Origin of the sequence: Cutibacterium modestum (assembly GCF_008326345.1) — a bacterium.
Taxonomy (GTDB): domain Bacteria; phylum Actinomycetota; class Actinomycetes; order Propionibacteriales; family Propionibacteriaceae; genus Cutibacterium; species Cutibacterium modestum.
Genome location: NZ_BJEN01000001.1, coordinates 362,422 through 375,264, shown reverse-complemented (window position 1 = coordinate 375,264; position 12,843 = coordinate 362,422). Strand labels below are relative to the sequence as shown.

Sequence of the window (12,843 nt, the reverse complement as noted above, 5' to 3'; positions counted from 1 at the left end):
GGCGTGGTGGCCCGTCGACTAGGCTGTGATGGTGAATTTCACTTCAGGATCAATGGTCTACTCTGAGAGGCTCTGGGCGCCGTTGTCGTGGTGGCTCATAGGGGCTGCGGTGGCGATCTCACTTATCGTGGCGGTTGGAGCGTGGACGAGCTTGGTCACCGGGATCATCGTGGCCGTTTTGGTCGTCGTGGTGATCGTTGCGGCTTTTACCAAGGCTGGCAGCGTGCGGATTATGGTCACTGAGGATGGATTTGGCGTTGGGCGGTCCTGGATCGAGTGGCGTTGGGTCGACCGGGTGCGGGGAATGGAACCCAAGACGATGGACTTGGTGATGCGGTCAAGCCATCAGGTGGGGTCGTTTTTGGTAACACGACCGTGGATTCGGTCTGGGCTGGTTTTGAGGCTTGCTGACCCTGCTGATCCTCACCAGGCGTGGATCGTGAGTACACGTCACCCTAAGAAACTCGCCGCCATCGTCTCCGAGTACGTCATGGGGTCCCCGTCCAGGTCCGAGGCTTCTTCTAAGAACTTTCTGGAGGATAATCATGGCTGATGTCATTGTGCCCACTGTGGCAGACCCCGAGGCGATGCCCCGATACGCCATGCCCGGCGATGCCGGTGCCGACCTCACCTGCCGCCACGATGTCGATTTGGCCCCCGGGGAACGGACGATGGTTGAAACGGGGGTGCGTGTCGCTCTACCTGACGGCTATGTCGGGTTCGTTAACCCGCGGTCAGGGTTAGCCGCACGTCATGGACTGTCGATTGTTAATTCGCCCGGAACAATCGATTCCGGGTACCGCGGGCAGATCACTGTGCTGCTCGTCAATACTGATCCGAGGGAGCCGGTGCATCTCGATGCTGGTTCCAGGATCGCCCAACTTGTCGTCGTCCCGGTGGTGCAGGCTGTGTTCGAGCCGGTGAAGGACCTCGATGAGACAGAGCGCGGACAAGGAGGCTACGGTTCAACCGGTGTTTCTAGTATGCCTCCGATTGACGGATAGACTGCATGACACCACAGTGTCGGTCGAGGAAGGACGCAATGTTCGGTCGCAAGAAGCGCAACGACGACGTCGAGACAGGCGAGGTTATCGACGAGGAGCTCGAGACCACTGAGGAGGCTCCTGACGACCTCGACGTCAAGGAGGCCCCCCAAGAGGACGAGTCCGACGAGGAGAAGGACACTTCCGTCTACCGGATCAACCTCGACCGCGAAGATGGGCCTTTCGATATTGATGAGGTTGATCTCGATGCTGACGACGTTGAGCGCATCGACTTCGGTTCCCTCATCGTCACCCCATTCGAGAACATGCAGATGCAGATCCAGCTGGATCAGACCGCAGGTGCCGTCCAGAGTCTGCTCGTCGTCCAAGGCAATTCCGCCATCGAGGTCGCTCTCTTTGCCGCTCCTGCTTCGACCCTCATGATCGACGAGGTCCACGACGAGATGATGCGTGACACCGCAGCCCAGGGTGGCGAGGCTAATGTCGGGCCTGGCCCGATGGGTGCCGAGCTACGTCGTATCGTTCCGATGAAGGGCCCTGACGGTGAGGACGGTTACCACGTCTCCCGCACCTGGTTGGCCCAGGGGCCACGCTGGTTGCTGCGCGGTGTCCTCATGGGCGAGTCAGCACTGGGGGAGAAGCTCGATGCCACCGGACAGTTGCTGTTCGAGTTTTTCTGCAACCTTGTGGTGCACCGTGACGACAGCCCACGTGTTCCCGGCGATGTCATCTCGCTGAGAGTACCTGAGGGTTTGCGTCCAGAGGAGTCCTGAATTATGGGTCGAGGCACCGATGCCCGTGCCCACCGCGAGTCGACTCTTCGTCGGGTGCTACGCCGGGTGACGGCGTCCAACGAGGATCTAGCTGACGACGATTTGCAGCGTTCCAGCCTTGATGCGGGAGCCTCGACCATTGCGGACGCTAAGTTGCGTACTCGCGCGTCCCTCCAAGGGCGCATCGAGGTGCTGACCCTGAACCCGCGGGGGACTAATCGCTGGCTGGAAGCGGAGCTCAGGGATGGCACTGGTGCGGTGACTCTCATTTGGATGGGTCGCAGGCGCATTCCCGGTCTGCGGGCCGGTCGACGCTTGAGAGTTGAGGGGATGATTACCGAGGCCGAAGGACGACGGGTTATCTACAACCCCAGGTATACCGTTCTTCTCGACTGAGAGGTAGCCTCGCAGGCTTCGCTGTCCGCTCACCTGTTGCTGTCCCTCTTGTTCGCTAGGTCGCCCGTTCAATCTCCGAGCTACCGCTAAGGCCCCGTGCGAAACGTGTGACGCTCAGTTAGTGCGGTGCTAACAGGTCGACCAGATCGGGCTCGTAATTGGGCGAGACCATGAAGAGCAGTTCGTCACCAGCTTCCAAAGCAGCTTCGCGCTCGGGTGCCCGGCCCTGCCCATCACGGATGATGGCGACCAAAACGGCGTCGCCCGGCATCGAGACGTCTCGAATACGATCACCAACCCGTGGTGAATTATCGGGCAAGGTGAGCTCGACGAGGTTTGCGCGCCCCTTCTGGAAGGTAAATAGGCGCACTAATTCACCGACGGTGACGGCCTCCTCGACCAGGGCAGCCATCAGCCGTGGGGTGGAGACGGCAACGTCGACGCCCCATACCTGATCGAACATCCACTCATTACCGGGGTGATTAACACGGGCAACCGTCCTTGACACCCCAAACTCAGTCTTTGCGAGCAGGGAGTGCACTAAGTTGACCTTGTCATCGCCGGTGGCTGAAATGGAGATGTCACAGTTGTCGAGGCGGGCCTCTTCCAAAGTAGCCAGTTCACAAGCATCCGCGCACAGCCATTCAGCCTCTGGGGCGGTGTCCGGCTTCATGGCTCTAGGGTTCTTGTCGATGAGCAGGATCTGGTGTCCATGAGCGGTGAGCTCGCGGGCAATGGATCGGCCGACGTTGCCAGCCCCAACGATGACGATTCTCACGATTCTCCTTGCCTCAGGTGAACGGCGTTGTCCGTGACGATCAACGCTTGACCGGCGGCGTGGCCAGTAGGCTCTCGATTTCAGTGATACGCTCCACCTCGACCGCTGCATAGACGACGTCGCCATCCTGCAGCAAGGTGGTTCTGTCGGGCACCATGCCTTGACCGAACCTCAGTAGAAATGGCAGCGGGGTGTGGATGCGATCCTCAATTGTGGAGATCTTCATCCCGACCCAGTCAGTATGGGTGTTGACGCGGATCAAACGGACCTGGCCGGATGGGTCGCGCCACGCCGGCTCAGATCCCTCCGGCATGAGGCTGCGCAGCACTTGATCGGCAGCCCACCGCACAGTAGCTACCGTTGGGATCCCTAATCGCTCATAGACTTCAGCACGGCCCTGGTCGTAAATACGGGCGACGACGTTGTCGATGCCGAATTCTTCGCTGACCACCCTGGCAGAAAGGACGTTGGAATTGTCGCCGCTGGAAACAGCGGCGAATCCATCAGCTTCTCGAATACCCGCTTTTTCGAGCACAGAACGATCGAATCCGACGCCCTTGACCGTCCGTCCTTTAAAGTCAGGCCCCAAGCGGCGAAACGAGTTGTCGTCAATGTCGATGACTGACACGTCGTGCCCGCGCTTCTCCAATAGTATGGCCAAGCTTGATCCAACTCGGCCACATCCCATAATGACGATATGCATGTGACCCCTCCCTTGGGTGGCGGTGGCACCCATCCGTGTCGTAGTTGTCGGTGCTATTGTGCCGCGTTCTGGTCTGCCTGTCTCATTCGAGGCGCGTTTTCCAGTCTGACGGTTATGAGGTTACCGGACGGGACGATGCTGACAACGTGCCGATGATGCTTCGCGCAAGTAGAGTGGCCCGCCGTGAAGGTTTTCCAAGCCGTCAAAAGGGTGCTCGTCGGGCGCAAACTCGAGAGCAGCGCGCTAAGTGAGACCCTCCTGCCGAAGCGGATCGCGCTGCCGGTGTTCGCCTCCGACGCGCTCTCGAGCGTGGCATACGCCCCTGACGAGATCCTTATTACCTTGTCGCTGGCGGGTACCGCCGGGCTCGCGTTCTCGTGGAAGATTGGTATTGCCGTCGCCTTAGTCATGCTCATCGTAGTCATGAGCTACCGCCAAACGGTGCGTGCGTACCCTTCCGGTGGTGGTGATTATGAGGTTGCGACAGCGAACCTGAGCCCACGATTTGGGCTCGTAGTGGCCAGCGCGCTCCTCGTTGACTATGTGCTGACGGTGGCCGTTTCGGTGTCGTCAGGTGTTCAAAACGCTGAAGCGATGATCCCTGGGCTTGCTGGGCATGAAGGGATTACAGCGGCTGTCGTTATCGCCATTCTCACTGCCATGAATTTGCGAGGTGTGAGAGAATCCGGAACGTTCTTTGCTATCCCCACTTATGCCTTTATGGTCTCGGTGATTTGCATGGTGGTGTGGGGACTCACGAGGATTTTCGTCTTGGGTGACAACCTTCGCGCTCCGACCGCAGACTTCACGGTCGTCGGGGCACCGAAATACACCGGTTTGGTCGGCCTTGCCTGCGTCGTCTTAATGGCGCGTACGTTCTCATCCGGCTGTGCCGCACTGACAGGGGTCGAGGCGATCTCCAATGGCGTGCCGTCTTTCCGTCAACCGAAGTCGAGGAATGCCGCAACGACGTTGGCGATGCTTGGTGGGATAGCCGTCTCAATGCTTATGGGCATTCTGGTCTTGGCCAATGTCACCGGCGTCAAGATGTTCGATACGACGGGGGAGTCCCACCTCGTTGATACTCATGGACATGTCGTTAAAGACCAGGTGACGGTTGTGGGCCAGATGGCACGCGCTGTCTTCTATGACTCCTTTAAGCCAGGCTTCTACATCACGATCGTCTGCACAATGATCATCTTGTTCCTGGCCGCCAACACCGCCTTCAACGGTTTCCCAGTGTTGGGCTCGATTCTCGCCCGTGATGGGTTCTTGCCGCGTCGTCTCCATGCCCGCGGTGACCGTTTGGCTTATTCAAACGGCATCTTGACACTTGCCACCGGCGCCATCATCTTGGTGCTAGTCTTTAATGCCTCGGTGACGGCACTTATCCAGCTTTACGTTGTTGGTGTCTTCATCTCCTTTACGGTGAGCCAGACCGGAATGATGCGCCATTGGACGCGCTTGCTGCGTACTGATGCTTCGGCCGGGGATAAGGAACGTCGCCGCTGGAAGCACTCGAGGATCATTAACGGCATCGGACTGGTGGGTACCGGCGTCGTGCTGCTTGTCATCTTGGCGTCGAAGTTCATCCATGGCGCTTACCTTGCGCTTATTGCGATGGCCGTGGTGTACGTGCTCATGACGTCGATCAAGAGGCATTACGACTCGGTGGCCCAGGAATTGGAGCTCAACAGCCCGTCTGACCGCGTCTTGCCCTCGCGCGTGCATGCGGTGATCATGATTGCTGACCTCAACAAGCCGACGATGAGGGCTATCCAGTTTGCGAAAGCCACCGTCCCAACCTTCCTGGAGGCTGTCATTGTCGATGTCGATCCCGACGCTACGGAGCGCGTGCTGGAACGCTGGGACGAGGAGGACATCGATATTCCCCTCAAAATCATTGCTTCCCCATATCGTGAGATCACGAACCCGTTAATCGACCATATCCGCCGTATTCGCAGCGAAAATCCGCGAGACATGGTCGAGGTATTTATTCCCGAGTACGTCGTTGGCCACTGGTGGGAGCACCTCCTGCACAACCAGACGGCGCTTGTCGTGCGTGCCCGGCTGCACTTTATGCCGGGTGTGCTGATCTCCTCAGTTCCCTACCAGTTGCGTAGCTCGGCGGTTCTTGAAAAGCGTTGGAAGCGTAACGATCCCCGGTCTTGGCGAGATCCCGGTGCCACTATTGCTGCGCGGCACTGAGATGCCACCAAAGGTCTTAGACTTGGGCAAATGCAGGAGTCTGTTGATGCGTCCCAGGCTGATGAGGTCGACCTCGTCATGGGTAATGTCGCCCACGGCGGTTACTGCATGGCGCGTCTCGACGGCAGGGTCGTCTTCGTCCGCGGTGCGTTGCCGGGGGAGAAGGTCCGGGTTCGATTGACCGACACGTCAAAGGCGTCGCACTGGTTTGGACAGACTGTCGACGTCATCTCAGCCGATTCGCATCGCGTCGTTCCGCCATGCCCGGTGGCTGGGGAGTGTGGTGGTTGCGACTTCCAGCACGTCGACGTCGGGTTTCAGCGCGAGCTCAAGCGGCGTGTTGTCGCTGAGCAACTCAGTCGCCTTTCAGGCATTGAGTGGGCGGGAAAAGTCGAGGCTGTCGACGGCTCCTCTGATGGTCTGGGCTGGCGTACGCGGATGCAATACCGCAGCCTCAATCGGCATCCAGCGCTGCGCCGTCATCGCAGTCATGATTTAGTGCAAGTTCCCTTGGGTGGTTGCCCGATCGCGCACCCGGCGGGCCGCCCTGCCGCTGACGCTGCCTGCCGGACGGCTGAGCACGCGATCGTCATGGTGACCAGTTGTCTTACGCAGGACCCGGAGGTGAGTGTCATTGCTGACGGGCAGCTCGTTGCTGGCGACGAGACAATGACGGCTCATGTTGGCCAGCGCCGGTGGAAGGTCGGTGCCGGTGGGTTTTGGCAGGTGCATCCGGGGGCTGCCGAGGCGCTGGCGGATGCGGTTGTCGGTGGCTTAAAGCCCCACCAAGGTGACGAAGCTCTCGATCTGTATTGCGGTGTGGGACTCTTTGCGGGGCTCTTGGCAGATCGCGGAGTTCGAGTCCGTGGTATTGAAGTGTCGCGTCAGGCGGTGGCATTGGCGCGACGCAATGTGCCTGGCGGCCATTTCACCGCTGGACGCGTGGAGCGAGCGCTGCCCCGGATGTCGGCTAAGGCCAACATCGTGGTGCTGGACCCGCCTCGCAAGGGTGCTGGGAAAGCGGTCGTGCAGGCTGTGGCGCGGACGTCGCCTCGAGCGATCGCTCATGTTGCCTGCGACCCGGCCGCCTTGGCTCGCGACCTACACTTGTTCGACGTCAACGGATACGCGCCTCGATCAATCCGCGCATTTGACGTCTTCCCGATGACTCATCACGTCGAGGCCGTGGCGATTCTGGAGCCGAAGGTTTGAGATGGCAGGTCCAGTTCCGAAGTGTCCTCTACGTCCCGGGGATCCGTGCAGTCTGTGCCAACTGTACGTGACGGGCCCCCAAGACTGCGGGTTAGTGTACCTCGTCATGGGTGACGATGCCCTGCGAGATGAGCTCGCGAAGTCGAAGAAAGCCGCGCAGAAAAAAGCAAGCGCCCCGTCTGAGATGAGTCCCCTTAATGCACCTGATGAAGATGAATTAGGTACGGATCCCCGACTCGAAGGGCTCGACTGAATATACAACCTTAGTTAAGCCTTCCCTTGGTTGGAAGCCCGCTTTCCAACAAGGTAGCTTGACGTCAAGATACCTTGTTCCGCCACGCGGGCGGGACTCGACGCGAGATGATGAGAACTGCATCGACCAGTCAGGAGTCCACATGAGTGTCAACAGCTTCGACGCAAGGCGAACCCTCGACGTCGACAGCCAGTCCTACGAGATCTACGACATCACCAAAGTTGACGGTTCCGACAACCTTCCGTACAGCCTCAAGGTTCTGCTCGAGAACCTGTTGCGTACCGAGGACGGTGCCAACATCACAGCCGAGCAGATCACTGAGTTGGGGCATTGGGACGCCGACGCTCAGCCGTCCAAAGAGATCCAGTTCACTCCAGCCCGCGTCATCATGCAGGACTTCACCGGTGTGCCCTGTATCGTTGACTTGGCCACTATGCGCGAGGCTGTCGCCGATCTCGGTGGTGATCCCCGTAAGGTCAACCCGCTATCCCCGGCCGAGATGGTCATCGACCACTCCGTCATCGTTGAGCATTTCGGCACCCCGGAGGCTTTCGAGCAGAATAAGGACATCGAGTACCAGCGCAACCGTGAGCGCTACCAATTCCTGCGTTGGGGTCAGAGCGCGTTTGAGAATTTCCGCGTCGTCCCGCCGGGCACCGGCATCGTTCACCAGGTCAACATCGAGCACCTCGCCCGGGTGACCTTCGTCCGTGACGAGGACGGCACTAAGATCGCCTACCCTGATACCTGTGTAGGCACTGATTCTCACACCACCATGGTCAACGGCCTGGGCGTTGTCGGCTGGGGCGTTGGCGGCATCGAAGCAGAGGCCGCCATGCTTGGTCAGCCGGTTTCCATGTTGGTTCCGCGCGTCGTCGGCTTCAAGCTTTCCGGTGAACTACCCGATGGTGTCACCGCCACCGACCTCGTCCTGACGATTACCCAGATGCTGCGCGAGCATAAGGTCGTTGGCAAATTCGTCGAGTTTTACGGTCCCGGCGTCACCGCCGTGCCACTAGCCAACCGCGCCACATTGGGCAACATGAGCCCCGAGTACGGCTCGACTATCGCTGTCTTCCCGATCGACGATGTCACTTTGGACTACCTGCGCCTTACTGGTCGCGACGAGTCCCAAGTCAAGCTCGTCGAGGCCTATGCCAAAGCTCAGGGCATGTGGCACGACCCACAGCTCGAGCCTCGCTACTCTGAATACTTGGAGCTCGACCTTTCGACGGTCAGTCCCTCTATTGCCGGCCCGAAGCGCCCGCAGGACCGCATCCTCATCTCCGAGGCCAAGGAGTCTTTTGAGGAGACTGCCGGCGATTACACCACCAATCCGGGTGCGACCGTTCCCGTTACCCTCGCTGACGGTCGTTCCTTCGAGTTACGCAATGGCGCCGTGACGGTCACCGCGATCACCTCATGCACCAACACCTCGAACCCGAGCGTCATGATCGCGGCCGGTCTCGTTGCTAAGAAGGCTCACGAGCTCGGCTTGGCTCCGAAACCGTGGGTCAAGACCTCGCTGGCTCCGGGCTCCCAGGTTGTCACCGACTACTATGAGCGCGCTGGGCTTTCCAGGCACCTTGCTGCGATGGGATTTGACCTCGTCGGTTATGGCTGTACTACCTGTATCGGCAACACTGGCCCGCTCATCCCTGAAGTCTCAGCTGCCATCAACGAGAACGACCTGGCTGTCACGACAGTACTGTCTGGAAACCGCAATTTCGAGGGTCGCATCAGTCCCGACGTCAAGATGAACTACCTAGCCAGCCCGCCGCTGGTCGTCGTCTACTCGATTGCCGGCACTATGGACATCGACCTTAACAACGACGTCCTTGCCACCACCCCGGACGGCCATGAGGTTCGCCTGGCTGATTTGTGGCCCTCCACCGAGGAGATTGAGGAGATCGTCGGGTCGTCGATCTCCGCTGAGATGTATTCTGAGCGTTACGCTGACGTCTTCAATGGCGGTCCGCGCTGGAAAGAGCTTGATACCCCCGAGGGCGAGACCTTCGCTTGGCACCCGGATTCGACCTACGTGCGCAAGCTGCCGATCTTTGACGGTATGACGGCTGAGCCGGAGCCGATCGGTGACATCGCCGGTGCTCGCGTCCTGCTCAAGTTGGGCGACTCGGTCACCACCGACCACATTTCCCCGGCTGGTAACATCAAGTCTGACTCTCCGGCGGGCCAGTGGTTGGCTGGCAACGGTGTCGAGCGTCGCGACTTCAATTCCTATGGCTCCCGCCGTGGTAACCACGAGGTCATGATGCGTGGCACCTTCGCCAACATCCGGCTGCGCAATCAACTTGCCCCGGGCACGGAGGGTGGCTTCACCCGTGATTTCACTAAGGCTGATGGGCCCGTCACCACAGTCTACGACGCCTCGGTGAATTACCGCGAGCAGGGCATCCCGCTAGTCGTCTTGGGCGGTAAGGAGTACGGCTCTGGGTCCTCGCGTGACTGGGCTGCCAAGGGCACCCAGCTTCTCGGCGTTAAGGCGGTCATCGCCGAGAGTTACGAGCGTATTCATCGCTCTAACCTCATCGGTATGGGCGTCCTGCCGCTGCAGTTCCCAGTGGGCCAGTCAGCTGCTTCCCTCGGTCTGACCGGCGAGGAAACGTTTGAGATTATCGGTGTCGATAAGATCAACGAGATGATACCGGAGACGGTCCACGTCAAGGCCGTCAACGGTAAGGCCGTCGAGTTCGACGCGATCGTGCGCATCGACACCCCTGGGGAACGGTTGTACTACCTCAATGGGGGTATCTTGCAGTATGTATTGAGGAATATGGCACGTAACTGACATATGCGCTGCAGGGGTGGGGACCACATGGTTCCCACCCCACTCTGTATGTATATTCAAGCTTCACCTGTCCCTGAGCGAACAAAGTGATATGTGGCAAGCCTCACAAGTGGCGACCCCTGGTGACTACAGCGGCGACAAACACCACCGCGCATCTCGATGACGAGAGGAACGCCCCATGGGACGACTTATCCCAGGCGGTGGTCGCCGCTGCAGCATCTGAAGCTCTAGCTCTGACACCGATAGTGCCCACGCTGTGCCGTTCGCCCCGTGCCACCAGCTCTTCCGAAGGCCTTGGGGCAGATTCATGACGATATGGCATCACGGTCACTTCCGTGACGAAGGTTTCCGGTTTGCGGCGAACCTGGCAGATTAATTACTTCACGGACAGGTGGGGATTCAGGTCACTTTTTCCGCAGCGCCTCGGTGCGGGCTAACGTGGCCCAATAGTTGACGGTGAATGAGTACCATCCGAATTCGGTAGGGGCACCGTAGCCAGGACCAACAAGACCTTCGTCGAGTCGAACCCGTCAAGTAGGTTAAGAACGATCGTCTTGCTATCTAGCGTGGCGGCACCTCTTATATACGGGTACCGGAGCTGGTTCTATGGCGTTTGAGGCTGCTGTGGGGGCTAACACGACGGCCTTGAATCTGCATTTCGCAGCTCGCCATACTCCTCGCACATATATTCGCTATACCACCGAACGTATAGCTGCTACCTTTAGTACCGTTACGCTCGGGCCCGTCTCTTGAGAAGGAGACGAGATAGTGAGCGTGGGGCGAAACGAGGCACTAAGCAGGCACCGTGTCGCGGGGGTAGGCCCTAAGATGGCCTGTATGGCTCTTCTCGACGACATCGGTTGTCCCGACGATGTGAGGAAAATCACCACTGAGCAGGCCGAGGACCTCGCCGAGGAAATCCGTACCTTCCTTATTGACAAGGTGTCGCGCACAGGTGGGCACCTCGGGCCGAATCTCGGCATCGTCGAGTTGACGATCGCCCTGCACCGGGTGTTTGATTCCCCCCACGATCCCATCATCTTTGACACTGGGCACCAGAGCTACGTCCATAAGATCCTTACCGGGCGTGCAAACGGTTTTGAGAAGCTGCGCCAGCGCGGGGGGTTGTCCGGATATCCCAGTCGCGCGGAATCTGTTCACGATTGGGTGGAAAACTCCCACGCTTCCACCTCGTTGTCGTGGGCCGAGGGCATGGCCACGGGATTTCTATCCCAGGGCGAGGACCGCACCGTTGTTGCCGTTATCGGAGACGGGGCATTGACGGGCGGAATGGCATGGGAAGCGCTGGATTCCATCGCAGACCAGCAGGACCTTCGTCTGGTTATCGTCGTCAATGACAACGGCCGTTCCTACACCCCGACGGTGGGCGGCCTAGCGAACCAACTTGCCATCATCCGCACTGATCCTCACTACGAGGAAGCTCTCGACCGCATGAAGCGCCATGTCGCCGACAAACCGCTCGGCAAGCAGGTCTTCGGTCTCATGCACGCTGCTAAGGTCGGTGTTAAAGACGCCCTTATCGGCAATGGGATTTTTTCTGATCTGGGTATTAAGTACCTCGGACCGGTCGACGGTCACGATATCTCCTCCGTTGAACGGGCCCTCGAACTTGCGAAGCGCTACGGGCATCCCGTCATCGTCCACGTTATGACGACTAAGGGCAAGGGATTTGCTGCTGCCGAGGCCAATGAGGAGGATCATTTTCACGCGGTCGGGAAGATCGACCCAGTCACTGGTGCATCTCTCAAGGCTGCCGGTGGTGCTTCGTGGACCCAGGCGTTTGCTGGCGCCATGGTTGAGTTGGGGGAGAAGCGTCCCGACGTTGTCGGGGTGACCGCGGCCATGCTTCACCCCGTCGGCCTTGCACCGTTCGCAGCTCGTCATCCGGACCGCGTCTTCGATGTTGGTATCGCGGAGCAGCACGCCGTCACATCTGCTGCTGGTATGGCCGTCGCAGGGCTACACCCTGTTGTGGCCCTCTATTCCACCTTCCTTAATCGCGCTTTTGACCAGCTCCTCATGGACGCCGGTTTGCACCATGAAGGCGTCACGATCGTGCTAGATCGCGCCGGTATCACCGGTACCGACGGTGCATCTCACAACGGCATGTGGGACATGGCGATGTGCGGCATTGTTCCTGGTCTTATGCTGTCGGCCCCGCGTGACTGTCAGCACCTCGTGTCCGTGCTCAATGAGGCCGTTGACATTAACGATCGTCCCACAGTCATTCGGTACTCCAAGGATCCTATGCCTGACGACATCCGAGTCGTCGCGTCCCATGACGGTCTCGACGTGTTGCGTGATGGTCCTGGGGATGGGATTCTTCTTGTTGCACACGGCCAATTGTGTGCACCGGCTCTCGCTGCGGTAGATCAACTTGACTTCCCAGTTCGCGTCGTCAGTCCCCGGTGGTCCCTTCCCGTATGCCGGGGGCTTATTGAGGAGGCTGCTGAGGCTCGCGCAGTCGTCAGCGTTGAGGATGGGCTAGTCGTTTCTGGGCTTGGATCTCATCTGGCTGATGCCTTGTCCCGACGAGGTCTGTGGCGACCGATACGTAACCTCGGTATTCCGCAGCGATACCTCGGCCACGACTCGCGTTCAGCGATCATGGCTGAGCTTGGTCTAGACGCTCCGGGTATTGCTGATGCTGTCAGCCAGCTGGTTTCCCAACTCGGCGGTGAGTGAC

At 59.3% G+C, this 12,843-nt stretch carries 11 protein-coding genes; 9 read left to right on the top strand and 2 right to left on the bottom strand.

Annotation, left to right across the window (positions count from 1 at the left end):
- Positions 1-28 precede the first annotated feature (28 nt).
- From F1563_RS01895 to F1563_RS01880, 4 genes are read left to right on the top strand one after another with little or no spacing between them, the layout of a single operon-like run.
- Positions 29-553 (top strand): DUF3093 domain-containing protein, encoded by a 525-nt coding sequence (locus F1563_RS01895; protein WP_172623549.1) that lies wholly within the window; start codon positions 29-31, stop codon positions 551-553.
- Positions 546-1,004: a dUTP diphosphatase gene (dut, locus tag F1563_RS01890; RefSeq protein WP_002527309.1), complete on the top strand. Its 459-nt coding sequence runs from the start codon at positions 546-548 to the stop codon at positions 1,002-1,004. The genes F1563_RS01895 and dut overlap by 8 nt, the downstream gene beginning before the upstream one ends.
- Before the next feature lie 38 nt (positions 1,005-1,042).
- Positions 1,043-1,777, top strand: coding sequence for a DUF3710 domain-containing protein (locus tag F1563_RS01885; protein WP_002527308.1), 735 nt, complete (start codon positions 1,043-1,045; stop codon positions 1,775-1,777).
- Between the two features lie 3 nt (positions 1,778-1,780).
- A complete protein-coding gene (locus tag F1563_RS01880) occupies positions 1,781-2,173 on the top strand; it encodes an OB-fold nucleic acid binding domain-containing protein (RefSeq protein ID WP_002527307.1) in 393 nt (130 codons plus the stop codon).
- Between the two features lie 118 nt (positions 2,174-2,291).
- Here F1563_RS01880 and F1563_RS01875 read toward each other — a convergent pair whose 3' ends face one another.
- Together F1563_RS01875 and F1563_RS01870 are read right to left on the bottom strand one after the other, a co-directional pair.
- Complete coding sequence (locus F1563_RS01875) at positions 2,292-2,951, bottom strand: potassium channel family protein (protein WP_002527306.1); 660 nt, start codon at positions 2,949-2,951, stop codon at positions 2,292-2,294.
- A 40-nt stretch (positions 2,952-2,991) separates the two neighbouring features.
- Positions 2,992-3,654, bottom strand: coding sequence for a potassium channel family protein (locus F1563_RS01870; protein WP_007433810.1), 663 nt, complete (start codon positions 3,652-3,654; stop codon positions 2,992-2,994).
- Positions 3,655-3,837: 183 nt separating this feature from the next.
- On the opposite strand from F1563_RS01870, the gene F1563_RS01865 reads away from it, so the two are divergent.
- The 5 genes from F1563_RS01865 (at position 3,838) to dxs (ending at position 12,842) form a co-directional block, all read left to right on the top strand.
- Positions 3,838-5,862 (top strand): APC family permease, encoded by a 2,025-nt coding sequence (locus tag F1563_RS01865; RefSeq protein ID WP_002527304.1) that lies wholly within the window; start codon positions 3,838-3,840, stop codon positions 5,860-5,862.
- A gap of 30 nt (positions 5,863-5,892) precedes the next feature.
- Complete coding sequence (locus F1563_RS01860) at positions 5,893-7,074, top strand: class I SAM-dependent RNA methyltransferase (RefSeq protein ID WP_002533749.1); 1,182 nt, start codon at positions 5,893-5,895, stop codon at positions 7,072-7,074.
- Position 7,075: 1 nt separating this feature from the next.
- Complete coding sequence (locus tag F1563_RS01855; protein ID WP_036958278.1) at positions 7,076-7,327, top strand: DUF6767 domain-containing protein; 252 nt, start codon at positions 7,076-7,078, stop codon at positions 7,325-7,327.
- Between the two features lie 142 nt (positions 7,328-7,469).
- Positions 7,470-10,136 carry an aconitate hydratase AcnA gene (gene acnA / locus F1563_RS01845; protein ID WP_002527301.1) on the top strand — a complete coding sequence of 889 codons (2,667 nt, stop codon included), beginning with the start codon at positions 7,470-7,472 and terminating at the stop codon, positions 10,134-10,136.
- Between the two features lie 837 nt (positions 10,137-10,973).
- On the top strand, positions 10,974-12,842 hold the full coding sequence (gene dxs / locus F1563_RS01840; RefSeq protein WP_007433813.1) for a 1-deoxy-D-xylulose-5-phosphate synthase: 1,869 nt from the start codon (positions 10,974-10,976) through the stop codon (positions 12,840-12,842).
- The last annotated feature ends 1 nt before the right edge of the window (position 12,843 follow it).

Coding starts and splice junctions, on each gene's coding strand:
- acnA (WP_002527301.1), top strand. CDS start 7,470: ATGAGTGTCAACAGCTTCGACGCAAGGCGAACCCTCGACGTCGACAGC.
- dut (WP_002527309.1), top strand. CDS start 546: ATGGCTGATGTCATTGTGCCCACTGTGGCAGACCCCGAGGCGATGCCC.
- F1563_RS01880 (WP_002527307.1), top strand. CDS start 1,781: ATGGGTCGAGGCACCGATGCCCGTGCCCACCGCGAGTCGACTCTTCGT.
- F1563_RS01895 (WP_172623549.1), top strand. CDS start 29: ATGGTGAATTTCACTTCAGGATCAATGGTCTACTCTGAGAGGCTCTGG.
- F1563_RS01860 (WP_002533749.1), top strand. CDS start 5,893: ATGCAGGAGTCTGTTGATGCGTCCCAGGCTGATGAGGTCGACCTCGTC.
- dxs (WP_007433813.1), top strand. CDS start 10,974: ATGGCTCTTCTCGACGACATCGGTTGTCCCGACGATGTGAGGAAAATC.
- F1563_RS01870 (WP_007433810.1), bottom strand. CDS start 3,654: ATGCATATCGTCATTATGGGATGTGGCCGAGTTGGATCAAGCTTGGCC.
- F1563_RS01855 (WP_036958278.1), top strand. CDS start 7,076: ATGGCAGGTCCAGTTCCGAAGTGTCCTCTACGTCCCGGGGATCCGTGC.
- F1563_RS01885 (WP_002527308.1), top strand. CDS start 1,043: ATGTTCGGTCGCAAGAAGCGCAACGACGACGTCGAGACAGGCGAGGTT.